Raw genomic sequence first — 23,881 nt, 5'->3', positions numbered from 1 at the left:
CTCACTCGGCGGCCGGCTTCCACGGATCGTAGCTGCCGAAGCTCCACAGGTGTCCCTCGAGGTCGCGGCAGCTGTAGCCGGCGCCGCCGTAGTCCTTGACCTCGTATTCGTCGACGATGACCGCGCCGGCCGCCTTCGCGTGCTCGTAGTGCGCCTTGCAGTCGGCGACGATCACGCACGGCGCCTGCGTCTCGCGGCCGCCGATTTCGTCGGGCTGGGCGATGCGTGCACCCCAGGCGCTGTGCCGGTCGGTCGAGCCGAGCATGATCATGCCGTTGCCGAACACGAGCTGGGCGTGATGCACGACGTCGCCGTCCGCGTAGACGGCCTGCTTCTCGAAGCCGAACGTCTTGCAGAGCCAGTCGATCGCGGCGAGTGCGTCGCGATAGCGCAGGCAGGGAATGACCGTGGAAACCGTGTTGGCGGCGAAGCGGGACATGGAACGTCTCCGGAAGAGTGGACGTGCCGGCAGCGTAGTCCGTCACGATGCGCGCGTCTTGTAGATTCCGGCAATGCGTTCAGGTCAGCGGCACGTGATTGACGTGCGGGCCGCGCATCGAGACGTACTCGCCCGGCGTCATCCCTGCGAACGCGCGGAACTCGCGCACCAGATGCGGCTGGTCGTGGAAGCCGCAGTCGGCCGCGACCTGCGCCCATTCGACGCGGCGGCCGTGCTGTACCGCCGTCACCGCCGCGCGGAACCGCTGCAGGCGCGCGTAGCGTTTCGGCGCGACGCCGACCTGGTCGAGGAACAGCGTGCCGAAGCGGCGCGCCGAATAGCCGCTGGCCTCGATCAGGGCGTGCACGCGCGACGCGCACGGCGCTGCGTCGAGCGAGCGCAGCGCGTGTTCGACCGCCGGATGCAGCGCCGATGGAGCGAAGCGCGCGCGCAGCCACGCCTCGAGCGCGCGCAGGCGCGTCGGCGCGTCGCGCGCGGCGAGCAGGCGCTCGCGCAGTTCGGCGACCCCGCGCAGGTGCAGCGCGGTCAACGCCGCATGACGATCGGCGAGGTTGTGCATCGGCTCGCGCAGAAAGCGCACGGCCGCGCCGGGCTGGAATTCCACGCCCATCACCGCGACCTGTTCGGCCGTGTCGATCAGGAAACTGCGCGTGGCCTGGCCGCTGAACACGCAGCCTTCGGTGCGCTCGCAGCGCCGCGCGGCGTCGTCGGCGTAGACGCGCGTCTCGTCCTCGAGCAGGTTGACGATCATCTGCGTGCCGGGCGAGGGCAGGATGCGCTCCAGGCGGAACGCGCCCGGCTCGACCTGCCAATCCCAGATCGCCGAGATCGACTCGTGCAGCGGCGCGGCGGGACGGATGCGGACGAAAGCCATGCGACACCTCGAAGGAGCGCGCAGGTTACACCCGCGCGCGAAAGCCGCTAGCCTCGCGTTTTCCGACCGGCGACGGAGCCGCACATGGCACAGGACTACGCGATCGTCCGCAACGACGCGCTGAATCGCTTCGAGACCACCGTCGACGGCGTGCTCTGCGTGCTCGACTACCGCCTGCGCGACGGCGTCCTCACCATCACCCACACCGGCGTGCCCGATGCGGTCGGCGGCCGCGGCATCGCCGCCACGCTGACCCGGACCGCGTTCGATGCGGCGCGGCGCGAAGGATGGCGCGTGGTGCCGGCCTGTTCCTACGCCGCGGTCTGGCTGGCGAAGCATCCCGAATACGCCGATCTGGTGGATCGCCGCTAGATCGGCGCTGGCGTCGCGCGCGGACGCGTTCGCGAGTCGCCGCTAGCGTGCGGCGACTTCGCCGAGCTGCCGCGCCATCGCGAGATGGCGCGTGCGCACCGCCGACTGCGGCACGAAGCGTTCGGCGAGCAGCGGCGCCATGCGCTGATGCAGCGCACGCGCGTCGTCGACCTTGCCGCGCATGAGCAGCACCTCGGCGAGGTCGAGTTCGGTTTCGATCGTGTTGTTGGCGTTCCGGCCGATCTTTTCCGACAGCATCTCGGCGGCGCGGCGCAGTTCCGTCTCCGCTTCGGCGAGATGGCCGCCGTCGCGCAGGATCAGGCCGCGTGCGCGAGCGAGATAGCCGAATCGCGGGTGCGTCGGCGGCTCCAGCGTGCTCAGCGCCGCGGCCAGCTGTTCGGTGTGCGCGAGCGCTTCGTCCAGCCGATGGCTGCGGCGCATCCATTCGGCCAGGCGGAACAGGCGATTGACGCGCGCGACGTTGACGTCCCTGGAGTCGTCGCTGCCCTTGACGGGGGCGGCGATCAGCGGGAGCGCGGCGTCCATCTGGCCGTTCTTGAGCAGATTGAAACCGAGATTGAGGCGGTAGACGGCGAGCGAGGGACTGTCGGGATCCTCGCTCTGTTCCTTCAGCAGATCGAAGGCCTCGCGGAACATCGGCTGCGCGCCGGCGAAATCGCCGGCCTGCTCCAGCGCGCTGGCGAGGTTGTTCAGGACCAGCGAATACGACGGGGATCGGCGCTGGCCGCTGGCGCGCAGCAGCTCCTGCGTCTCGCGCATCAGGGCGATCGCCTCGACGATGCGGCCCTGCAACTGGACCATCTGCGCCAGGTTGATGCGCGTGGTGACCACCCACAGGCTGGCCGGATCGAGCGTGCGCAGGCGCGCTTCCAGCATCCGGCGCAGCACGCGTTCGCCGTCGGCATAGCGGCCCTGCTGCTCGTACACGGTCTCGAGAATGCCCTGCGCATTGAGCACCTCCGGCGCGTCGATCGGCAGCAGGCTCTGCAGCAGGGCGATGCTGCGCTCGGCCTCGCGTTCGGCGTCGTCGAGATGGTTGAGGCGGATCTTCACCTCGGCCAGCGCGTAGAGGCTGCGCGCATAGGCGATGCGGTCGCGGCCGGTCATGTCGCTGGCGTAGTCGAGCGCGCGGCGCACGTGAGCCTCGGCGGTCGCCGGGTCGCCGTTGCGCGCCTGCGCGATGGCGAGCGTGGAAAGGATTTCGGCGGCGAGCTTGCGTTCGTCCCGCGCCGCCGCGCCGAGCGTGTCGATCGCTTCCTGCAGCGTGGCCTGGGCGAGATCGGTGCGTTCGGCCAGGATCATCGCGAAGCCCTGGTCGGCCAGATAGGCCGCGCGCTGGCGCGGCGTTCCGTGCGCGCGCGCCAGATCGACCGCCTGGCCGAGCGTGTCGATCGCCGGCTGGGTCGATCCGAGCTCGGTGTAGAGCTTGCCGAGCGTGGCGAGCAGCCGTGCCTGATGCTCGGGCGCGTCATTGAGCCGCGCGCCGATTTCCTCGCGCCCGCGATCGACGAGATCGCGCGGGGTGATCGAACGGTTGCCGCTGTTCTCCGGCGATGCCGAGCGGAACAGCGCGACCAGGTAGTCGACCACGTCCTCCGCCGCCGCCGAACGCCGCTCGGCGATGCTTTCCGCCTGCCGCGCGCGATCGCGTTCCTGTGCCAGGCGCCAGGTCAGCCCGGCGCCGACGACGACGGCGCAGGCCGTCGCCACGACGGCGAGCCGGTTGCGGCGCACGAATTTGACCAGCCGGTAGAGCGGCCGGTCGCGAGCCGCGAGCACCGGGCGGTCGCCGAGAAAATTCCGCAGATCCTCGGCCAGCGCCGCGGCGGTGGCGTAGCGGCGCTCGGGTTCGGCGTGGGTGGCCTGGGCGATGATGCGGGCGAGGTCCTTGCGCACGCGCAGACGGCTGGAGCGGTCCGGAAGCGGCAGTTGCCCGTCCGCGGCCGGCGCCACGCCGTAGACGATCTCGTGCAGCAGGACGCCGAGGCTGTAGACGTCGGTCGAGGTGTCCACGCGCTGGCCGCGCCGCTGCTCGGGGCTGGCGTAGGCGGGCGAGAGCCAGGGCAGGCGAGTGGTCTCGGCCGGCGCGTCGGAGTGATCGAGCAGCTTGGCGATGCCGAAGTCGAGCAGGATCGGTTCGCCGTCGGCGCGCACCAGCACGTTGGCCGGTTTCAGGTCGCGATGGATGACCAGGCGCTGGTGCGCGTACTGCACCGCCGCGCAGATCTTGCCGATCAGCTGCAGCCTGGCGGCGAGCGGCGGATCGCGGCGGCGGCAGAACTCGTTCAGCGGCACGCCGTCGACGTGCTCCATGACCAGATAGGGCTGCCCGTCCGCGGTGCTGCCGCCGTCGAGCAGGCGCGCGATGCCCGGATGGTGCAGGTCGGCGAGGATCTGCCGCTCGCGCAGCATGCGTTCAGTCGAGTCGCGCGTCGGGAATCCGCGCAGCAGCTTGATCGCCACGTTCTGGTCGAAGCTGCCGTCGGCGCGCTCGGCGAGGAACACCGTGCCCATGCCGCCGTTGCCGATTTCCTCGACGAGGCGGTACGGGCCCAGGCGATGGCCTGGCGGCAGCGCGTAGGCGCGCAGGCCCGCGTGCAGGAAGCCGGCGACGCGGTCTTCGCCGGCGTCGGCTTCGACCAGGCGCAGCGCCTCGCGCTTCAGCGTCTCCTCGTCGCCGAGGCCGGCGAGCCACGCCTCGCGCGCCTCCGGGGCACGGGCGAGCAGGCCGTCGAACAACTCCTGCAGGCGCTGCCAGCGAGCCGGATCGATGCCGGCCGTCCGCGACGAACGGAAGGTCGCGACATCGGCACCGGCGGGCGGGATTTCGGGATTGTGCATGCGCGGCATCGCGTTCTGGTGGCGGCTCTCCGCCGCGAAGCGGCAGATCCGACGGATGAATACGGGGTCCGGCGCCCAATCCCATCGCCGTCTCGTCGCACGGGGTGCGAATTCGTTAGCGAATTGCGACCGGCTTCACTCCCGCGAGCCGCTTGCCCAGCGCGGCATGCTGCGCGCGCACGCCGGACTGGGCGACGAAGCGTTCGTCCAGCAGCGGCGTCACGCGCGCGTGCAGCGCGCGCGCCTCGTCGGCGTGGCCGCGCGCGAACTGCACGTCGGCGAGCTGCAGTTCGACTTCGATCGTCGGGTTGGCGTCCTTGCTGCCGGTGCGCGCGAAGTTCTCGGCGGCGAAACGCAATTCGCGCTCGGCTTCGTCGAGACGATTCTGGTCGCGGTAGATCAGGCCGCGCGTGCGCGCCAGCGCGCCGCGGCTGGAATGCTGGTCCGGGAACAGCGCGGCGAATGCGGCGGAGGCCTGATCGAGGTAGCGCAGCGCTTCCTCGTAGCGATGCTTGCGCCGCATCCATTCGGCCAGGTGCAGCAGGCGGCGGGCGTTCTGCATCGCCGCATCCGCCCCTTCGACCGGCGACGAGAGCAGCGCGTAGGCTTCGTCGAGACGGTCGTTCAGCACCAAGCTGCGCGCGTGGTTCTGACGCATCGACGCCGGCAGCGAGGCGTTGCCGGCGGTCGCGTCGGCGGCGGCGCGCCGTTCCATTTCCTCGAACAGCGCCAGCGAGCCGGTGTAGTCGCCGGTCTGCTCGAGCAGGCTGGCGAGGTTGTTCAATCCGATCAGGTAGGACGGCGTCTGCTCCTGCTTGCGCGCACGCAGATGCTCGATGTTCTGCCGGAACAGGTCGCTGGCCTCGATCATGCGGCCCTGTTCGTAGATCGCCCGCGCCAGGTTGTTGCGCGCGGTGATCGCCCAGGCGCTGTCCGGTTCGAGGGTGCGCAGGCGCACCTCGAGCATGCGGCGCAGCAGGCGCTCGCTCTCGGCGTAGCGGTCCTGCTGGTCGTAGACCTGGGTGAGGAAGCCGCTGGTGGCCAGCACTTCGGCGGAATCCTCCGGTTTGTGCCGGCGCATCAGCTCGAGGCCTTTCACCGCGGCCGCTTCGGCCTCGCTCAGCCGGTTCGCGCGCAGCTGCGTTTCCGCCAGGCCGTTCAGTGCCTGCGCGTAGAGCACGCTGTCCTCGCCCGCGCTCTGTGCCGCATAGGCGAGTCCGCGCTGCACGGCCTCGTCGCCGGCTTCGATCTCGCCGTTGCGGGCGAGCGCGATGCCGAGCGAGGTCAGCAGTTCCGATGCGGCCGCGCGTTCGTCCGCGTCGATCTCGCCGAGCAGGCTTTCCGCCTCGCGCAATATCGGTACCGCCGCCTGCGTGCGCTCGGCCAGGTTCAGCGCGTAGCCCTGCTCGGCGAGATAGTGCGCGCGCTGAGCGATGGTGCCGTGCTCGCGCTCGATCGCGGCGGCGTCGGCGAAGCTCTGCGCGGCCTCGTCCGGCAGGCCGAGTTCGTTGTAGATCTGGCCGAAGGTGCCGAGCAGGCGCGCACGCTGCTGCGGCGCGTCGGCCAGGCGCGCGTCGATTTCCTTGCGGCCGCGATCGACCAGGTCGCGCGGCGCGATCGTGTCGGTGCCGGTCACGTCGGGCGAAGCCGAACGGAACAGTGCGACCAGGTAGTCGACGACGCTTTCGGCGGTCGTCGACTGTTCCTGCGCGACGGCTTCGGCGCGCAGCGCACGGTCGCGCTCGCGCGCGAGCCGCCAGGTGAACAGCGTCGCCAGCACGATCGCGGCGAGCACCGCGGCGCTGGCCAGCCGATGCCGGCGCACGAACTTGCCGACGCGATAGGGCAGGCGGTCCGGCGCCGCGTGCACCGGCCGGCCCTGCGCATGGCGCTGCAGATCCTCGGCCAGTGCCGCGGCCGAGACGTAGCGGCGTTCCGGTTCGGGATGCGTCGCCTTGGCCACGATCAGGTCGAGTTCGCGCTCGACGCGATGCGCGGCGACGCGGCTCGGCGGCGGCAGGCGTCCGTCGGCGTCGAGCGCGGGCGTGACGCCGGTCAGCACCTCGTACAGCAGCACGCCGAGGCCGTGCACGTCGGTCGCGGTACTGACGCGCTCCTGCCGGCGCTGCTCCGGGCTGGCGTAGGCCGGCGTGAACCAGGGCAGGGCGGTCTGCGCGGCGTCCGGATCGCCGTCGGCGAGCAGCTTGGCGATGCCGAAGTCGAGCAGGATCGGCTCGCCGTCGGCGCGCACCAGCACGTTGGCCGGTTTCAGGTCGCGATGGATCACCAGGCGCTGGTGCGCGTACTGCACGGCGGCGCAGAGCTTCTGCACCAGTTGCAGGCGCGCCGCCGGTGACGGTTCGTGACGCACGCAGAACTCGTTCAGCGGCACGCCGTCGACGTATTCCATCACCAGGTACGGCTGGCCGTCGGAGGTGCTGCCGCCGTCGAGCAGGCGGGCGATGTGCGGATGGGCGAGGTCGGCCAGGATCTGCCGTTCGCGCCGCATGCGTTCGGTCGATTCGCGCGTCGGGATGCCGCGCAGCAGCTTGATCGCGACGCGCTGGTCGAACGCCTCGTCGACGCGCTCGGCGAGGAACACCGTGCCCATGCCGCCGCTGCCGATTTCCTCGACCAGCCGGTATGCGCCGAGGCGGTGGTCGCGCCACGGTGTGGACATGCGGTGCGCGACGGCGTGCAGTTGCGCGGTCACGCCGCCGGCGTTGCCTTCCTCGGTTTCGATCAGCGACAGCGCTTCGCGCTTGAGGTCGTCGTCGGCGTCGAGTCCGGCCAGCCAGCCGGCGCGCTCCTGCGGCGCGCGCGCGACGAGGCCGTCGAACAGTTCCTGCAACCGCTGCCAGCGTACGGGATCGCTCATGTGGTGAGCTGCTGCTTGAGCCAGGCGCGCGCGAAGCGCAGTTCGCGATCGACGGTCGGCACCGAGACGCCGACCACCTCGGCGATTTCCTCGCGCTTGAGGCCGAGCAGGTAGTTCAATTCGATGATCTCGCACTTGCGCCCGTCGACCGCGCGCAACGTGTTCAGCGCCTCGTCGAGCGCCAGCGCCTCGCTGTTTTCCTGGCCGGCGGCGTCGTCGGCGGCCGACAGGGTGACGTGGACCTGACCGCCGCCGCGCCGCTCGCTGCCGCGCGCGCGCGCGGCGTCGACCAGGATGCGCCGCATCGCGACGCTGACCACGCCGTAGAAGTGGCGCCGGTCCTGCCAGTCGACTTCGCTGCCGATCAGGCGCAGGAACAGCTCGTGCGCGAGCTCGGTCGGCTGCAGGGTCAGAGGTCCGCTGAACTGGCGAAGATGCTTGCCGGCGATCGCGCGCACCTGCGCGTAGACCAGTTCGGTCAAGCGCTCGGCGGCAGCGCTGTCGCCGCCGCTCCAGGCGTGGAGCAGGCGGGTCACGTCGCGCGCCGCGGCGGATTCCGCCGCTGCTGGGAGGTCGTTCATGAAGCGCCGCACCCGCTGATAGGAAATTCCCTGCCGCTCCGTACTGGAAACACGAGCGCCTCCCGAAGTGCGGTCGCTCGACCGCCGCCCATGGCGCTTTTCCCGAATGGAGCAATGAGATGAAGTATACGAATGCAATCCGACGCGTGCACGGCATCGCCGCCGCGATCGCGCTGTCGTTTGGCGCCGCCGCGGCCCCGCTGCACGCGGCGCATCCGGGCGATCCCGATCCGTCCTTCGGCCAGAACGGCTACCTGTGGACGGACTTCTTCAATAGCACGGAAGAAATCTACGCGCTCGCCCCGATGGCCGACGGCCGTTTCCTCGCCGCCGGCATGGTGGTCGGCGCGAACGCCGCTCCCCCCGGCACCAGCGAGAACCTCGCGGTGGCGCGCTACCTGCCGAACGGCGCGCTCGATGATTCGTTCGGCGACGGCGGCCTGATGCAGCTCGACATCCAGTCCGGCCCGGATTCCGCGCAAGCCGTCAAGCTGATGCCCAACCGCGGCATCCTCATCGGCGCGAAGCTGACGACCGGCGCGTACGCCGATTTCGGCCTGGTCAAGCTGCGCCACGACGGCAGCCTCGATACGACCTTCGGCGAGCTGGATGCCGGCTCCGCCCGCAAGGGCTATGCGCGCCTGGACATCGGCGGGCCGAGCGTCCACGACGACCTGGAGGCGCTGGCCGTCACCTCCGAGGGCCGCATCGTCGCCGCCGGCGTCACGCGCGTGGCGCACGGCAACACCTCCTATCCGCAGGCGGTCGTCGCGCGATTCACGGCCGTCGGCGAAGTGGACACCAGCTTCGGCGGCGGCGCCGGCTACGTCGTGCTGCCGCAGTTCGTCGCCGAGGCCGGCGACGCGGTGACCGGCATCGCGCTGAATCAGGCGGGCAATCTGGGCAGCGACAACCGCATCGTGATCGTCGGCTACACGTCCGGACGCAACACCGCGTTCGTCGTGCGTTTCAACGCCAACGGCACGCTGGATACGACGTTCGGCACCGGCGGCAGCGTCGTCCTGCAGGCCGCCAACAGCGGCGGACAGCCGACCGGCGTGTCGAGGATCATGGCCGCACGGCTGGCCAGGGACGGCAAGATCCTGATCCTCGGCGACGGTTCCGATCGCGGCATGACCGTCATGCGCCTGAACACGAACGGCGCGATCGACACGAGCTTCGGCACCAACGGCCGCACCACGATCAAGTACAGCGGCTCGTCGGAGTACGACGAACCGGCGTCGCTCGCCCTGCAGGGCAACGGCAAGATCGTCGCCGCCGGGTATGCGACCAGCCGCCAGACCGGCGCGCCGCATGAGGACTTCTTCGTCGCCCGCCTGCTTCCCAATGGCCAGCCGGACAACGGCTTCGGCGACGGTCAGGCGCGCGCCATCGTGCAGGTTTCCCCGGTGAACGACGGTGCGTTCGCGGTCGAGGTCGAGCCGTCCGGCAACCTGCTGGTCGGCGGCTACCAGGCCCGCGATGGGATCACCGGGCGGGACTTCGCCCTGCTGCGCCTGTTCGGCGATCCGGACCGGATCTTCGCCAATGGCTTCGACGGCCCGGGCTTCGACTGAAGACGACCGCGCCCACAAGAAAAATGCTGTGACTTCGCCGGCGGCATCGGTTTCGATGCCGCCGTGCGCTTTTTCGGGATCGGCGTTTCTCGTCGCGCCGCTCGGGCGCGACGCGCGTTCAGCGCGGCGGACGCGGTCCGCGGCGTCGATTGCCGCCGCCGGGGCGACGCTCGCCGGCAGGCTTGCCGTCGTGGATCGAGTTGCCGGGCGAACCGCCGCGCGGCGGACGCTGGCCCTGCGGCGGGCGCTGCCCGTACGGGCCCTGCGTGTTGCCGTCGTGGATCGAATTGCCCGGTGAGCCGCCGCCGCGGCCCTTGCGCGGTCCGCGCGGCCCGTTGTTGGCCGGGCGCGGCTGGAACTGGCCGGCCTGGAAGGTGACTTCGGCGCCGGGCTTGGCGCCGCGACGCTTGCGGCCGGGCTGTCCGGCGCTGTCCGGGAACCAGCTGCGCAGCACGGCGGGGCTCAGGCCCGGCTCGCTGTAGGCGTTCTGGCGCGGCTGGCCCTGACCCTGTCCTTGTCCCTGGCCCGGACGCCGACCCTTCTGGCCGCCGCCGGGGCGACCCTTGCCGCTGCCGCTCTTGTTCGGCTGGCCGCGCTGCTTGCGGCCGGGCTTGCCGGCGCCGGGGCGCCAACCGTCGTCGCGCACGCGGTCGAACGCGGCGAACTCGCGCGCTTCCTCGTTGCGCGCGCCGGTCCAGGCCTGCTGCGTCTTCGGACTCGGGCGGAATTCGGTCGGCGCGGCGCGGCGCTGGCCGATCACCGGCGCCAGGGTCAGGCGCGGCTCCGGGTTCGGCGTGCCGCTGCGCTGGCGCAGCTCGGCGACCTGGGCCGGATCGAGTTCCTCGTAGCGGCCGCGCAGCAGGCCGCGCGGCAGTTCGATGCTGCCGTAGCGGATGCGCTTCAGGCGGCTGACCATCAGGCCCTGCGCTTCCCACATGCGGCGCACCTCGCGGTTGCGGCCTTCGCGCAGGGTCACGCGGAACCAGGAATGGCTGTTGCCGCGACTGATCACGCCGATTTCGTCGAACCGCGCCGGGCCGTCTTCGAGCTCGATGCCGATGCGCAGGCGCTCGATCGTCTCATCCGGCACTTCGCCGTGCACGCGGCAGATGTACTCGCGTTCGATCTCCGAGCGCGGATGCATCAAGGTGTTGGCGAGGTCGCCGTCGGTGGTCAGCAGCAGCAGGCCGGTGGTGTTGATGTCGAGGCGGCCGACCGCGATCCAGCGCGCGCCCTTCAGCGCCGGCAGCTGTTCGAACACGGTCGGGCGGCCTTCGGGATCGTCGCGCGTGGCGACCACGCCGTCGGGCTTGTTGTAGAGCAGCACCTGCGCCTGCTCGGCGCTGTCGGCGATGACGACGAAGCGCTTGCCGTCCATTTCGACGCGGTCGCCGCTGCGCACGCTCTGGCCGAGCGTGGCGACGCTGCCGTTGAGCAGCACCTGGCCGGCTTCGATGCGTTGTTCGAGCAGGCGGCGCGAGCCGAGGCCGGCGTTCGCCAGCACCTTGTGCAGGCGTTCCTCGACCACTACCGCGCCTTCGGCGGCGGTCGGGCGTTTCAGTTTCAGGATGGAGCGTACGGGCGTGGTCATGCGGCGGGTTCCGTGGTCTTGCCGGAGATGGCGCCGGCGGGAGGCTCGGCGCGCGTGGTGGTGTCGGCGTCTTCTTCGACGGCGGCGGTGTCGGTGTCGGTCTGACCGACGGCGGGTTGTTCGGGGTTCGGTTCCGCGGAGGCGTGTTCTTCCGCGGTTTCTTCCGCGTCGGGACCTGCTTGCGTGGAGGTTTCTTCTTCTTCGGTGGCGGCGGCTTCGGCTTCGGCAGGCGCGTCGTCTTCGATCGCCTCGGGTTCGGCTTCGCCCTCCGCACCGGTTTCCGTCGCTTCGCCGCTCGCTGCGGTTCCGGCGTCCTCGCCGGCGGCGGTGTCGCCGTCGTCGTTCGCCGCTGCGTCGGTTTCCTCGACCGCGACGTTGGCCGGGATCGCCTCGCCGTTGCCGTCGAGCGCGAGCTGCGGCTCGTCGTCGAGGTCGCGGATCTCGCTCAGCGCCGGCAGCTGGTCCAGCGACTTCAGGTTGAAGTAGTCGAGGAACTGCTTGGTGGTGCCGAACAGGGCCGGCTTGCCGGGCAGGTCGCGGTAGCCGACGACGCGCACCCAGTCGCGTTCCTCCAGCGTGCGGATGATGTTGGTCGACACCGCCACGCCGCGGATCTGTTCGATCTCGGCGCGCGTGATCGGCTGCCGGTAGGCGATCAGCGCCAGCGTTTCGAGCAGTGCGCGCGAGTAGCGCGTCTGCCGTTCGGTCCACAGTTTGGACACGAACGGATGCACGTCCTGGCGGACCTGATAGCGGAAGCCGGAGGCGACCTCGACCAGCTCGACGCCGCGCTCGGCCGCGTCGGCCTGCAGCTCGGTGATCGCCTTGGCCAGGTCTTCCTGCGGCGGCATCGCGAATTCGTCGAACAGGCCGGAGATCTGCGGCAGCGTCAGCGGCTGCGCGGAAGCGAGCAGGGCCGCTTCGATGATGCGTTTGAGTTGATGCAATTCCATCAGTGTTCTGTCTGTTTTCTCGGGAAGTGCGGCCGTGGACGGCCGCTTTTCGATCCTCGCGACCGCAGGCGATCGCAGAAACTCACTGTTTTGAAGTGCGGTCGTGGACGACCGCTTCTCGATCGCCGCGATCCGGGACGATCGCAAAAGCTACTTTTGAAGTGCGGCTGCGGACGGCCGCTTCTCGGTCCTCGCGATCGGGGCGATCGCAAACGTCACTGCGTGGCGAGCGATTTCACGTAGATCGGCGCCAGCGCCTCTTCCTGCACGATCTCGATCAGCTGCTCCTTCGCCAGTTCGAGCATGGCGAGGAAGGTGACGACCACGCCGTGGCGGCCTTCGCTGGCGTCGAACAGGTTCTCGAAGCGGTGGAACTCGCCGTCGCCGAGCGTGCCCAGCACTTCGCTCATACGGCTGCGCACGTTCAACGCGTCGCGCTGGATCGCGTGATGGCCGTACAGCTCGGCCCGCTTCATCACGTCCTTCAGCGCCAGCAGCAGTTCGCGCAGTTCCACCGGCGGCGGCAGGCGGATCACGTTGCGGTCGTCGACCGTCACGTGCGCCAGCGCGAAGTCGCGTTCCTGCCGCGGCATCGCTTCGATGTCCTCGGCCGCCTTGCGGAAGCGCTCGTACTCCTGCAGGCGACGCACCAGCTCGGCGCGCGGATCCTCCTCGACGCCGTCCTCGCTCGGCGGGCGCGGCAGCAGCAGGCGCGATTTGATCTCGGCCAGGATCGCGGCCATGACCAGGTATTCGGCCGCGAGCTCGAGCTTCATCTCGTGCATCAGCTCGATGTAGTCGACGTACTGGCGCGTGATCTCGGCGATCGGGATGTCGAGGATGTCCAGGTTCTGCCGCCGGATCAGGTACAGCAGGAGGTCGAGCGGGCCTTCGAACGCGTCGAGGATGACCTCGAGCGCATCCGGCGGGATGTACAGATCCTGCGGGATCTCCAGCAGCGGCTGGCCGTGCACGACCGCGAGCGGGATTTCCTGCTGCTGCGGTACCTGCGCGAAGGCGCTGCTCGGCGATTCTGGCGTTGGCTGCTCTAGCGGTTGGTTCATGCTCGATCCCATGAGCGCCGGCCCGGAAAGTCCCCAAGCTCCCCGTGGCGGGTCATGCGAAGATCTGTCGACGGTCGCCGTGCGTCGGACGCGGCCGGAAGGGATCCGGCTGGATCGCGACGCCTGCAACGAAGAATGCCCGGATCCTGCAATCCGGAGCGGCACACAATCGTTCCAAAGGTTCGAAGGGCTGCGGCAGGGCGGGCACGTCGCCGCGGCGTCTCGCGCGGGAACTGCGGCCTTTCGATTCGCCACTAGCGTACGGGCAAACGCGGCGGCGCGCAACGGCACGATCGGCCGCGGCGGCGGACGCAGCGCGCGGCGCATCGGATACCATTACGGTTTGGCCGAGGGAATGCACTCCGCATGTGGTACGCGATCACCGGCATCGACACTGCCGATTCGCTGGCGCGCAGGCTGTCCGCGCGCCCGGCGCACCTGGAACGATTGCAGGCGCTGCAGCAGCAGGGAAGGTTGCTGCTGGCCGGGCCGTTTCCGGCGATCGACGCCGAGGACCCCGGTCCGGCCGGTTTCAGCGGCAGCCTGATCGTCGCCGAGTTCGTCGATCTCGCCGCGGCGCAGGCCTGGGCCGACGCCGATCCCTACATCGCCGCCGGCGTGTACCGCGAGGTGACGGTGCGGCCGTTCCGCAAGGTGCTGCCGTGAACGCCCGCGTCGAGCAGATCCGCACGCGCCTCGACGCCGCGCTGGCGCCGTCCGCGCTGGAGGTGGAGGACGAGAGCCATCGCCACGTCGGCCATCCGGGCGCGCGCGACGGCCGCGGCCATTTCCGCGTGCGCGTGGTCAGCGCGGCGTTCCGCGGCCAGTCCTCGCTGGCGCGTCATCGCGCGATCTACGCCGCGCTCGGCGAAATGATGCAAACCGACATCCATGCGCTGGCGATCGACGCCCGCGCTCCAGAGGAGGAATGATGAAGTCCAGAAATCTAACGACCTCGATTCGTCTGTCGTTGGCGGCGTTCGCGCTGGCCGTGCTCGGCGGCTGCTCCGGCGGCCAGAGCGGCGCCGGCCCGGCGCCGTCCTCCGCGGTGAGCGGGCCGGTGGTCGTCACGGTCAACGGCGAGGCGGTGCCGCAGCGGCTGCTGGACGCGTTCGCGATCGCGCGCGGCATGGATCTTTCCAATCCGCAGCAGCGCGAGCGCGCGCTGAAGCAGCTGACCGACTTCGTCCTGCTGGAGCAGATGACGAAGAAGGAGGGCTACACTGCCGATCCGGACTTCGCCTCGCTGGTCGAACTCGGCCGCCTGCAGGCGATTTCGTCGGCGGCCACGCGCCACATGCAGAAGACGATCACCATCGACGACGCCGCGGTGCGCGCCGAGTACGACAAGCAGACCGCCAAGGGCTCCGGCCAGGCCTACGACTTCAGCCAGATGATCTACGCCGACGAAGCGGCGGCGAAGAAGGCGGCCGCGGCGATCAACGCCAAGCCGTTCGACCAGACGCTGGACAGCTACCGCAAGGACGCCCGCTCGGCGCGCAACTACAACAAGGCGCGCTCGACCCAGATGCCGCCGCCGATGCTGGCCGCGCTGACCGAACTCAAGCCCGGCGAAACCAGCAAGGCGCCGCTGCAGCTGCCGCAGGGCTGGGCGATCCTGCACCTGACCTCGGTCAGCGAGATCCCGCAGCCGCCGTTCGAGCAGGTCCAGGAAGGCATCAAGCGCACCCTGGCCAAGCGCGCCGGCGAGGAGCGCATCGCCAAGCTGCGCGACGGCGCGACGATCGTGCTGGCCGACCCGGCCCCGGCTCCCGCGCCGGCCGCCACCCGGCCGGCCGGCGCGATGCCGAAGTCGATGCTGCCGCCGCAGCCGGCACCGACCACGCCGGCGCCGGCACCGGCGCAGAGCAAGGATTGACGATCGCGTTGCACTTGTTTGGTTCGCCGGCGTTGCGTCACGGGTGCCGGCTTGCGGACAATCCGCGCGGGGGCCGCACGGCCCTCGCGCGCGATTCCCGCCCATCCCGTCCCGAATCGTCCCCGCGCCGACGGCGCGTACGGTTCGCTTTCACGCCGCCGCTTCCGGCGGCGCTCTCCGACTCCGTTCCCGCATGCGCCTGACTACGATCAAACTGGCCGGCTTCAAGTCCTTCGTCGATCCGACCACCCTGCATCTGCCGACCAACATGACCGGCGTGGTCGGTCCGAACGGTTGCGGCAAGTCGAACATCATCGACGCGATCCGCTGGGTCATGGGCGAGAGCGCGGCCAGCCGCCTGCGCGGCGACGCGCTGACCGACGTGATCTTCTCGGGCTCATCCGGGCGCAAGCCGGTCGGCAGCGCGCAGGTCGAACTGCTGTTCGACAACTCCGACGGCCTGGTCGGCGGCGAATACGCCGGCTACAACGAGATCTCGGTCAAGCGCGTGGTCACCCGCGACGGCCAGTCGCAGTATTTCCTCAACGGCGTGCGCTGCCGCCGCCGCGACATCACCGACCTGTTCCTCGGCACGGGCTTGGGTCCGCGCAGCTACTCGATCATCGAGCAGGGCATGATCAGCGAGATCGTCGAGGCCGATCCCGAACAGCTGCGCGGGCATCTGGAGGAGGCGGCCGGCATCTCCAAGTACAAGGAGCGCCGCAAGGAGACCGAGAGCCGCATCAAGTCCACGCGCGAGAACCTCGATCGCGTGCGCGACGTGCGCGACGAGGTCGACAAGCAGCTCGAACACCTGAAACGCCAGGCCAGGACCGCCGAGCGCTGGCAGGCGCTGAAGGAAGAGCAGAAGAAGAAGGAAGCGGAGGTCAAGGCGCTGAACCTGCGCGCGGCGCAGGCCGAGTTGGACGGCCATTCCAGTTCCCTGCGCAAGGCGGAGCTGGCGATCGAGCAGCAGCTCGCCGAACAGCGCCACACCGAGGCCGCGCTGGAAACCGGGCGCGAGAAGCACCAGAGCGCGGTCGAGCACATGAACTCGGTGCAGGCCGAGGTCTATCGCGTCGGCGCCGAGATCGCGCGCGTCGAGCAGCAGATCCAGCACAGCCGCGAGCTGGCCGAACAGCTCGAACGCGCGCAGCGCGAAACCGAGCGCGCGCACGGCGAGCTGGCCGAACACATCGAGAACGATCGCCGGCGCTTCGAGGAACTCGGCACGCTGCTGGCCGAATCGGAGCCGCAGCTGGAAACGCTGCGCGAAGCCGACGAGGCGGCGATCGAAGCGCTGCGCCTCGCCGAGACCAGGCTGGCCGAATGGCAGGAGCAGTGGGACCGGCACTCGCAGGACACCTCGCAGGCGGGGCAGGCGGCCGAAGTCGAGCGCACGCGCCTGGACTACCTCGACAAGCAGGCGTTGCAGTCCGACCAGCGCCGCACCGCGCTGGAAAGCGAGCGCGCCGCGGCGAACATCGACGAACTCACGCGCGCCCTGGAAACGCTGGACGGTGAACACGGTTTGCTGCGCGAGCAGGTCGAGACGCACACCGAAACCTTGGAAGAGCGCCGCCACGCCGCCGAAGCCGCGCTCGAACTCGAACGCGCGACGCAGGCCGCGTTGAGCCGGAGCCGCGGCGATCTGGAAAACCTGCGCGGCCGGCTCGGCTCGCTCGAAGCCCTGCAGCACGCGGCGCTCGGCGACGCCGGCGGCGCGGTGCAGGAATGGCTCGAGCTGCTCGGTTTCGGCGGCGCCAAGCGGCTCGGCGAGGCGTTGCAGGTCGAGGCCGGCTGGGAGCGCGCGGTCGAAACCGTGCTCGACGGCTGGCTCGAAGCGGTGCTGATCGACGATCCGGCGGCGCAGGCCGGCGAACTCGGCGCGCTCGGCGACAGCGACCTGACCCTGATGGCGTCCGCCGGCGGCGGACAGGTTCCCGATGGTTCCCTGGCCGCGCGCGTCACCGGTCCCGCCGCCGCGCGCGCGCTGCTGGCGCGCGTGCACGCGGTCGATTCGCTCGACGCGGCGCGTGCGCGCATCGCCGCGCTGGCGCCGGGCGAGTCGGCGGTCACGCCGCAGGGGGAATGGCTCGGTGCCGGCTTCCTGCGCGTGCAGCGCGGCGCCAGCGCGCAGGTCGGCGTGCTCGCGCGCGAGCGCGAGATCCGCGAACTCGGCGCGCGCATCGCGCAGTTGGAAGAGGAAATCGCCCAGCACGCCGATTCGCTCGAACGCGGCAAGCAGGAGCGCATCGAGGCCGAGCGCGTGCGCGACGACGCGCAGCGCGAGCTGTACACCGCGCATCGCCGTCTGGCCGAAGTCGGCGGCCAGTTGCAGAGCCAGCGCGGCCGCATCGACAGCGCGCAGGAACGCCTGGCCCGCGTCGACCGCGAACTGGAAGAAGTGATCGCCAAGCTCGACGCCGATCGCGCGCTCGCGCACGAGGCGCGCGGCCGCCTCGAAGTGGCCGTCTCGAACATGGGCGACTTGGAACAGCGCCGCCAGATGCTCGACGGCGAGCGCCGCCAGATGCTGGAAGCGCGCGAGGAAGCGCGCATGAATTCGCGCGAGGCGCGCGAAGCGGCGCACCAGCTGGCGCTGTCGATCGAATCGCGCCGCGCGGCGGTGACCGCGCTGGAGCAGTCGCTGCAACGCATGCACGTGCAGCTGGCGCAGTTCGAGACGCGACGCGGCGAGATCGCGGCGCGTCTCGCCACCGGCAGCGATCCGCTGGCGGGCCTGGAAAGCGAGCGGCAGACCTACCTCAGCCAGCGCCTGCTGGTCGACAAGCAGATGGTCGAGGCGCGCCAGGCGCAGCAGGAGCAGGACGCGGAGCTGCGCCGGCTGGAGCAGGATCGCCATCGCTTCGAGCAGACGCTGAACGAACATCGCGAACAAGTCGCCGAACTGCGCCTGCGCGAGCAGGAACACCGCCTGCGTGCGCAATCGCTGACCGCGGCGATCGCCGAAGCCGGCTTCGAGCTGCAGGCCTTGTTCGACACGCTGCCGGCGGAAGCCGAAGCGACGCAATGGCAGGCCGACCTCGGCGAACTCGAACAGAAGATCCGTCGCCTCGAACCGGTCAACCTGGCGGCGATCCAGGAGTACGAGGAGCAGTCGCAGCGCAAGACCTATCTCGATGCGCAGCTGACCGACCTGGCGACCGCGCTGGAGACGCTGGAAGGCGCGATCCGCAAGATCGACAAGGAGACGCGCGCGCGCTTCAAGGAGACCTTCGATCGCGTCAACGTCGGTTTCCAGGAGCTGTTCCCGCGCCTGTTCGGCGGCGGTCACGCGCACCTGGAACTGACCGGCGAGGATCTGCTCTCGACCGGCGTGTCGATCCTGGCGCGTCCGCCGGGCAAGCGCGTCAGCTCGATCTCGCTGCTGTCCGGCGGCGAGAAGGCGATGACCGCGGTGGCGATGGTGTTCTCGATCTTCCGCCTCAATCCGGCACCGTTCTGCCTGCTCGACGAGGTCGACGCGCCGCTCGACGAGGCCAACGTCGGCCGCTTCTCGGCGATGGTGTCGGAGATGAGCGAGCACGTGCAGTTCATCTTCGTCACCCACAACAAGGCGACGATGGAGGCCGCGCGGCAGCTGTGTGGCGTTACCATGCGCGAGCCGGGCGTGTCGCGGCTGGTCCAGGTCGATCTGGCCGAAGCGGCCAAGCTCGCCGGCGCGGCATAACGACGACGACATCGGAGCGACGCAAGCATGATGAACTGGAACCCCGCAGTCGGCATCCCGCTCATCGTCCTCGGCGCACTCGCGCTGCTGTTGATCTACGTGTTCGGAAAGCCCAAGCGGCCGGAGCAGGGCGAGCGCCGCGCGGTCAAGGCGCCGGCTGCCGGCGGCGAGCGCATCGAGCCGGTCTTCGGCGATCCCGATGCACCGCAAGGCTCGCCGGAGCAGGGCGAACTCGACGTCTCGCTGCGCGCCGAACTCGAACGCCTCGGCTCGGCCGTCGCCGAAGACGGCGCCGCGCGCGCGCCGGCGCGCTCGAACGTCGGTGCGCGTCCGTCCGACCGGCAGATCGAGCGCATCGTCACCCTCTACGTCGCCGCGCGCGCGGGCGAGACGCTGGCCGGCTCGGACGTCGTCGTCGCCGCCGAGAAGGCGGGCCTGCAGTTCGGCGACATGGGCATCTTCCACCGCCTGGTGCTCGGCAGGAACGCCGACGGTCCGGTGTTCAGCATGGCCAACATGGTCAAGCCGGGCAGCTTCGACATGACCCAGCTCGACACCGTGCGCACGCCCGGCGTGACCCTGTTCATGACCCTGCCGGGCCCGCTGCCGGCGCTGGACGCCTGGGAGATGCTGCTGCCGGCCGCACAACGCCTGGCCGAGCTGCTCGATGCGCAGGTGCTCGACGAGGGCCGCAACGCGCTCGGCCGCCAGCGCATCGCGCACCTGCGCGACGAACTGCGCGCGTGGGACCGCCAGCAGGAACGCAATCAGATCCGGCCCGGACGATGATTCGCCGCCGGCCTCCGTTCGCGCCGGCACTCGCTTATTTCCAGACGGCATGAGGTCGTTCGCCCGGCCGTGATCCCGTAGCGCCGAAAGCTGTCGTCCGCGCGACCGCGGACGCGGCGACGCCGCAGCCGGCATGCGCGCAGCAAATTCCATTTTGATCTTTCTTGCGCCGGGACGCGGGCGACCTGGATGCCTGCGTTCGCGGCGACGACGAACATCTTTTCGTCACCGCCGGCCGGCGCTTGATCCCGCATTGACGAGAATCAGACGCGCCTTTGATGAGGCATTAGCACGACAGGAATGCGCGTTCCCGCGCGCCGGTCGCAGGCTGCGTCGTCCGTTCCGATCGCTGGGGGTCTCATGTTCGTGAGGTGGAGTCTGCTTCGTTCGCGCACGATCGCGCTGTGCGCCGGCTTGTTCTGCTCGTCCGTCTTCGCGCTCGACGGCTCGCCCGATACCGGCTTCGGCGACGCCGGCATCGCCTATCTGGTGCCCGATCAGGTCGAAGCGATTTCCTTCTCGCCGACTGCGGCGATCGAGCTGCCCGACGGCAAGCTGCTGTTCGCCGGCTCGCGCTACAAGACCGGCGAACGGCCGTATCAACCGGAGATTCGCGGCATGCTGGTGCAGTTGAACGCCGACGGCAGCGTGGATTCGGGTTTCGGCAACAGCGCCATTCCCGGCCTGTTCGTGCTGCCGAGCGTGGTGGACGGCCAGCGCATGCAGGAGGTGCAGGCGATCGAGCGCCTGGCCGACGGCTCGGTCCTGATGGTCGGCAACGCCTACGGCGACTACATCCCGCGCGGTTTCGTCGCCAAGGTCGGCCCCGACGGGCAACTGGACGCCGGCTTCGGCGTGGGCGGCGTCGCCGCGATGCGCGACCTGCTTCGCCTGCATTCGATCGGCATCGACGGCAAGGGCCGCGTGCTCGCCGCCGGCGAGCAGGTCGAAGGCACGCTGGTGACCAGCGCGGTCGTGCGCCTGCATCCGGAAGGCGGTCTGGACGAGACCTTCGGCGACGGCGGCGTCACCCTCATTCCGTGGTCCGGCGGCGCAGGCCTGTGGGGCGAACTCCACACGCTCGCGGTGACGCCGGACGACGGCGTCGTGGTCGCCGGCTACTACGAGATTCCCGGCGAGTGGGAGCACTACGGTTATGACTACGCGGTCGCGCGGCTCGACTCGGCCGGACGCTTCGATCCCGGCTTCGCCGGCACCGGCTGGCGCGTGTTCCACGATCCGACCGACGCGTCGACCGTCAACTCGATCTCCCGCATCGCGCCGATGCCGGACGGACGCATCGCGTTCGCCGGCTACCACACCTCCGGCGAGAACCAGACCAGCCTCGTGCTCGGCATGCTCGCCGCCGACGGCAGCACCGACGAGAGCTTCGGCGACGCCGCCACGCCCGGCTACTTCAAGCCGCAGCCGGCGCCCGACGCGCAGACGATGACGCCGACCGCGCTGGTCGTGCAGGACGACGGCAAGCTGCTGGTCGGCGCGACCTACTACGTCGAGGGCGACCACAAGCAACTGTTCTACGCGGTGCGCGCGAGCGCCGACGGCCGGCTCGACACGGCGTTCGCCGATGCCGGCGTGGTGCTCGCCGACGTGGCGCCGACCGGCGTCAACAGCGACCTCGGCGCGATCGCGCTGCAGCACGACGGCCGCATCATCCTCGCCGGCCGCAGCCTGCGCACGCCCGACTGGAGTCTCGGCGATCTCGCCGTCATGCGCCTGCTCAACACGCTCGCGCCGACCGATCGCCTGTTCGCGAACGGGTTCGATTCCGACTGACCCCGCATCGGACGCCGCGCGCACGGCGCGGCGCTCACTTCCTCTGGAGAGATTTCGATGAGTCGATTGACATCGGCGCTGGCGGCGCTCGGCTTGCTTTTCGGCACCACGCCGGCGGCGCACGCGGCGACCGTCGCGCCCGGCGCCGGCGCTTGCGACAACGCGACGCCCGGCATCGTCGTCCACGACGACGACACCGTGGACACCGGTTATTCGTTGACGGTGTGGGTCGCGCACACCTGGGAGTTCGCCGAGAAATTCACCCCGGCGAGCTATCCGGCGACGTTCTCGGCGGCCTGCTTCGATTTCTTCCAGAGCAGCGGCCTGTCCTCGCTCGATTTCGAGATCGTGGTCTGGGACGACGACGGCGTCGACGGCATGCCGGGCACCGAACTCGGCCGCCTCGCCGCGACCGCGGCGCCGATCGGCGACCAGTCGGGAACGACCCCGAGCTTCTTCCGTTTCGACCTGACGCCGCTGGCGTTGAACATCGACAGCGGCAGCGTCTACGTCGGCGCGCGACTGCCGTCGACGCCGGCCGGCGGCGGCTTCGTCGACATCGCCGTCGATTCCGACGGTCCGGCCGACGCCAGCGGCTACGACCGGCACGACGGCAACGGCTGGCATCCGATCGCCGCCGAATTCCCCGGCTACAAAACCTTGTTCATCCGTGCGGTCGGCGGCTTGCTCGGTCCGGTCGCGCCGGCGCTGACGCAACGGTTCGAACCCGAGCTGATCCAGCCGGGCGAAACCAGCCGGCTGCACGTCCAACTGCGCAACATCAGCCAGCCGACGCCGGCGGTGCTGAGCGCGGACCTGATCGACGCGTTGCCGGCCGGCGTCTTCGTCGCCGCGGAGCCGAACGCGACGACGAGCTGCGGCGGCACCTGGACGGCCGACGCCGGCGCGGCGAGCGTGCGCCTCCTGTCCGGCGCGCAGATTCCCGCGGCCGGTACCTGCGAGGTCGCGGTCGACGTCACTTCGTCCGTGCGCGGCCGTCATCCGAACACGATCGCCGCCGGCGCGCTGGCGACCGACCACGGCAGCAACCTCAATCCGGCCGAGGCCACCTTGCAGGTCGGCTATCTGTTCCCGCAGCCGTATTGCGACCTTCCGTTCCTATGGGCGGTGGAGCCGATCACGCACCTCGCCTTCGCCGGCATCGACCACGCCAGCGACGCGACCATCGACGGCTCGCCGCCGCTGGAAGACTTCACCGCCTTCGTCGGCGACGTGGTGCCGGGCGGCACCTACGCGATGCGCGTGGAGGGCACCACCGGCGACACCTACGGCCACATCGTCTCGGCCTACGTCGACTGGAACCAGGACGGCGATTTCTTCGACTACGGCGAAGCCTACGCGATCGGTTCGCTGGTCGACGCGAACGAGGTCGGCCAGCCGGCGACGGCACAGATCGCGATCCCGGCCGACGCGCTGCCGGGCACGACGCGCCTGCGCATCGTGCGCGACCAGGAGAGCTTCCCGGCGGTGGACGCGTGCTACAGCGACAACTTCGGCCAGGCCGAGGACTACACGCTGACGGTCACGCCGAATACCGCGCCGACCGTCGTCAAGCAGTTCGCGCCGTCGGTGGTGCCGGCCGGCGTGCCGAGCCGCCTGACTCTCACGCTGGCCAATCCGCAGGAAACGGTCGCGGCGCTGACGGCGACGTTCACCGACACGTTCCCGGTCGGCGTCGTCGTCGCCGACGCGCCGAACGCGAGCACGACCTGCGCGGACGGCACGTTGACCGCAGCCGCCGGCAGCGGCGCGGTGTCGCTGGCCGCGGGCGCGAAGATTCCGGGCAACGGCTCGTGCGCGATCGAGGTCGACGTGCAGTCGGCGATCGAGGGCCGCTACACCAACGAGATTCCGATCGGCGCATTGAAGACCGACCTCGGCGACAGTCCGTTCCATGCCAGCGCGGAGCTGAAGATCGGCTACACCTTCCCCGAGCCGTACTGCCGCATCGACTTCCCGGGCGAGGTCGATCCGATCAGCCGCGTCGTGTTCGGCGACGTCGACCAGGCGTCCAGCGCCGAGATCGGCGCTTCGCCGGCGATCGAGGACTTCACCATGGTCAGCACCCGCGTGGCGCCCGGCGATTCGCTGACCATGACGGTGGAAGGCAATACCGGCGGCAACTTCGAGACCTTCGTCACCGCCTACGTCGACTGGAACGGCAACCACTCCTTCGCCGATCCCGGCGAGGCCTACGACATCGGCACGCTGGTCAATTCGGACGGCAGCGACGGTCAGCAGGTACGTGCGCAGATCCTGGTGCCGGCCTCCGCCGCGCCCGGCACCACGCGCCTGCGCGTGACGAAGAACTTCGGCGAGCCGGCCAATGCCTGCAGCACCTTCGGCTACGGCCAGGCCGAGGACTACAGCCTGATCGTGGCGACGCCGGTGGTGGACGGCATCTTCTGCAGCGGCTTCGAGGACGGCGAGAGCGGCGTCTGCGGCGGTGCGCATCCCGCACCGTCGCCGCGCCAGTAGCGCGCTCGCTA

The 23,881-nt window shown here is 70.2% G+C and carries 17 protein-coding genes; 9 read left to right on the top strand and 8 right to left on the bottom strand.

The features are described 5' to 3' along the window. Position 1: 1 nt before the first annotated feature. Together J7520_RS13790 and J7520_RS13785 are read right to left on the bottom strand one after the other, a co-directional pair. Positions 2 to 439 carry a VOC family protein gene (locus J7520_RS13790; protein WP_291189243.1) on the bottom strand — a complete coding sequence of 146 codons (438 nt, stop codon included), beginning with the start codon at positions 437 to 439 and terminating at the stop codon, positions 2 to 4. 79 nt (positions 440 to 518) lie between these two features. After that, positions 519 to 1,334 (bottom strand): helix-turn-helix domain-containing protein, encoded by an 816-nt coding sequence (locus tag J7520_RS13785; protein WP_291189241.1) that lies wholly within the window; start codon positions 1,332 to 1,334, stop codon positions 519 to 521. 84 nt (positions 1,335 to 1,418) lie between these two features. On the opposite strand from J7520_RS13785, the gene J7520_RS13780 reads away from it, so the two are divergent. Continuing rightward, positions 1,419 to 1,706 carry a GNAT family N-acetyltransferase gene (locus J7520_RS13780; RefSeq protein ID WP_291189239.1) on the top strand — a complete coding sequence of 96 codons (288 nt, stop codon included), beginning with the start codon at positions 1,419 to 1,421 and terminating at the stop codon, positions 1,704 to 1,706. A 42-nt stretch (positions 1,707 to 1,748) separates the two neighbouring features. On the opposite strand, the gene J7520_RS13775 is transcribed toward J7520_RS13780, so the two are convergent. The 3 genes from J7520_RS13775 to J7520_RS13765 form a co-directional block, all read right to left on the bottom strand. After that, the gene (locus J7520_RS13775; RefSeq protein ID WP_291189237.1) at positions 1,749 to 4,568 is read right to left on the bottom strand and encodes a serine/threonine-protein kinase; all 2,820 of its coding nucleotides are present in this window, start codon (positions 4,566 to 4,568) and stop codon (positions 1,749 to 1,751) included. 115 nt (positions 4,569 to 4,683) lie between these two features. Then, positions 4,684 to 7,446: a serine/threonine-protein kinase gene (locus tag J7520_RS13770; protein ID WP_291189235.1), complete on the bottom strand. Its 2,763-nt coding sequence runs from the start codon at positions 7,444 to 7,446 to the stop codon at positions 4,684 to 4,686. Further along, the gene (locus tag J7520_RS13765) at positions 7,443 to 8,027 is read right to left on the bottom strand and encodes an ECF-type sigma factor (protein ID WP_291189233.1); all 585 of its coding nucleotides are present in this window, start codon (positions 8,025 to 8,027) and stop codon (positions 7,443 to 7,445) included. Before J7520_RS13765 ends, J7520_RS13770 begins: the two co-directional genes overlap by 4 nt. A gap of 119 nt (positions 8,028 to 8,146) precedes the next feature. Between J7520_RS13765 and J7520_RS13760 the strand changes: the two genes are divergently transcribed. Continuing rightward, positions 8,147 to 9,604, top strand: a complete 1,458-nt coding sequence (locus J7520_RS13760; protein WP_291189231.1) for a hypothetical protein — start codon at positions 8,147 to 8,149, stop codon at positions 9,602 to 9,604. Between the two features lie 118 nt (positions 9,605 to 9,722). Here the strand turns inward: J7520_RS13760 and rluB are convergent, their stop codons facing one another. From rluB to J7520_RS13745, 3 genes are all read right to left on the bottom strand, one after another. Continuing rightward, a complete protein-coding gene (gene rluB, locus J7520_RS13755) occupies positions 9,723 to 11,195 on the bottom strand; it encodes a 23S rRNA pseudouridine(2605) synthase RluB (protein WP_291189229.1) in 1,473 nt (490 codons plus the stop codon). Then, on the bottom strand, positions 11,192 to 12,148 hold the full coding sequence (scpB, locus tag J7520_RS13750) for an SMC-Scp complex subunit ScpB (RefSeq protein ID WP_291189228.1): 957 nt from the start codon (positions 12,146 to 12,148) through the stop codon (positions 11,192 to 11,194). The genes rluB and scpB overlap by 4 nt, the downstream gene beginning before the upstream one ends. A 215-nt stretch (positions 12,149 to 12,363) precedes the next feature. Then, positions 12,364 to 13,212 (bottom strand): ScpA family protein, encoded by an 849-nt coding sequence (locus tag J7520_RS13745; protein WP_291189226.1) that lies wholly within the window; start codon positions 13,210 to 13,212, stop codon positions 12,364 to 12,366. Positions 13,213 to 13,578: 366 nt separating this feature from the next. On the opposite strand from J7520_RS13745, the gene J7520_RS13740 reads away from it, so the two are divergent. From J7520_RS13740 to J7520_RS13710, 7 genes are all read left to right on the top strand, one after another. Beyond that, a complete protein-coding gene (locus tag J7520_RS13740) occupies positions 13,579 to 13,878 on the top strand; it encodes a YciI family protein (RefSeq protein ID WP_291189224.1) in 300 nt (99 codons plus the stop codon). Beyond that, on the top strand, positions 13,875 to 14,144 hold the full coding sequence (locus tag J7520_RS13735) for a BolA family protein (protein WP_291189223.1): 270 nt from the start codon (positions 13,875 to 13,877) through the stop codon (positions 14,142 to 14,144). Before J7520_RS13740 ends, J7520_RS13735 begins: the two co-directional genes overlap by 4 nt. Next, entirely contained in the window at positions 14,144 to 15,091 is a 948-nt protein-coding gene (locus tag J7520_RS13730) for a peptidyl-prolyl cis-trans isomerase (protein WP_291189221.1), read from the top strand. The genes J7520_RS13735 and J7520_RS13730 overlap by 1 nt, the downstream gene beginning before the upstream one ends. Positions 15,092 to 15,284: 193 nt before the next feature. Continuing rightward, positions 15,285 to 18,785 (top strand): chromosome segregation protein SMC, encoded by a 3,501-nt coding sequence (smc, locus tag J7520_RS13725; RefSeq protein ID WP_291189218.1) that lies wholly within the window; start codon positions 15,285 to 15,287, stop codon positions 18,783 to 18,785. A 30-nt stretch (positions 18,786 to 18,815) separates the two neighbouring features. Continuing rightward, positions 18,816 to 19,574: a cell division protein ZipA gene (gene zipA, locus J7520_RS13720; RefSeq protein ID WP_291189577.1), complete on the top strand. Its 759-nt coding sequence runs from the start codon at positions 18,816 to 18,818 to the stop codon at positions 19,572 to 19,574. A 360-nt stretch (positions 19,575 to 19,934) separates the two neighbouring features. Further along, a complete protein-coding gene (locus J7520_RS13715; RefSeq protein ID WP_291189216.1) occupies positions 19,935 to 21,371 on the top strand; it encodes a hypothetical protein in 1,437 nt (478 codons plus the stop codon). Positions 21,372 to 21,428: 57 nt separating this feature from the next. Continuing rightward, positions 21,429 to 23,870 (top strand): GEVED domain-containing protein, encoded by a 2,442-nt coding sequence (locus J7520_RS13710; protein ID WP_291189214.1) that lies wholly within the window; start codon positions 21,429 to 21,431, stop codon positions 23,868 to 23,870. Positions 23,871 to 23,881 lie beyond the last annotated feature (11 nt).

Origin of the sequence: Dokdonella sp. (genome assembly GCF_017744955.1) — a bacterium.
GTDB lineage: Bacteria > Pseudomonadota > Gammaproteobacteria > Xanthomonadales > Rhodanobacteraceae > Dokdonella_A.
The sequence above is the reverse complement of the archived record's forward strand: the minus strand, read 5'-3'. Positions and strand labels throughout refer to the sequence as shown.

Excerpts from the sequence above, each read along its gene's own strand:
- J7520_RS13790 (WP_291189243.1), bottom strand. The coding sequence starts at position 439 with ATGTCCCGCTTCGCCGCCAACACGGTTTCCACGGTCATTCCCTGCCTG.
- J7520_RS13770 (WP_291189235.1), bottom strand. The coding sequence starts at position 7,446 with ATGAGCGATCCCGTACGCTGGCAGCGGTTGCAGGAACTGTTCGACGGC.
- J7520_RS13765 (WP_291189233.1), bottom strand. The coding sequence starts at position 8,027 with ATGAACGACCTCCCAGCAGCGGCGGAATCCGCCGCGGCGCGCGACGTG.
- scpB (WP_291189228.1), bottom strand. The coding sequence starts at position 12,148 with ATGGAATTGCATCAACTCAAACGCATCATCGAAGCGGCCCTGCTCGCT.
- J7520_RS13730 (WP_291189221.1), top strand. The coding sequence starts at position 14,144 with ATGAAGTCCAGAAATCTAACGACCTCGATTCGTCTGTCGTTGGCGGCG.
- J7520_RS13745 (WP_291189226.1), bottom strand. The coding sequence starts at position 13,212 with ATGAACCAACCGCTAGAGCAGCCAACGCCAGAATCGCCGAGCAGCGCC.
- J7520_RS13785 (WP_291189241.1), bottom strand. The coding sequence starts at position 1,334 with ATGGCTTTCGTCCGCATCCGTCCCGCCGCGCCGCTGCACGAGTCGATC.
- J7520_RS13740 (WP_291189224.1), top strand. The coding sequence starts at position 13,579 with ATGTGGTACGCGATCACCGGCATCGACACTGCCGATTCGCTGGCGCGC.
- J7520_RS13760 (WP_291189231.1), top strand. The coding sequence starts at position 8,147 with ATGAAGTATACGAATGCAATCCGACGCGTGCACGGCATCGCCGCCGCG.
- rluB (WP_291189229.1), bottom strand. The coding sequence starts at position 11,195 with ATGACCACGCCCGTACGCTCCATCCTGAAACTGAAACGCCCGACCGCC.
- J7520_RS13710 (WP_291189214.1), top strand. The coding sequence starts at position 21,429 with ATGAGTCGATTGACATCGGCGCTGGCGGCGCTCGGCTTGCTTTTCGGC.
- J7520_RS13775 (WP_291189237.1), bottom strand. The coding sequence starts at position 4,568 with ATGCACAATCCCGAAATCCCGCCCGCCGGTGCCGATGTCGCGACCTTC.
- J7520_RS13780 (WP_291189239.1), top strand. The coding sequence starts at position 1,419 with ATGGCACAGGACTACGCGATCGTCCGCAACGACGCGCTGAATCGCTTC.
- J7520_RS13715 (WP_291189216.1), top strand. The coding sequence starts at position 19,935 with ATGTTCGTGAGGTGGAGTCTGCTTCGTTCGCGCACGATCGCGCTGTGC.
- smc (WP_291189218.1), top strand. The coding sequence starts at position 15,285 with ATGCGCCTGACTACGATCAAACTGGCCGGCTTCAAGTCCTTCGTCGAT.
- zipA (WP_291189577.1), top strand. The coding sequence starts at position 18,816 with ATGAACTGGAACCCCGCAGTCGGCATCCCGCTCATCGTCCTCGGCGCA.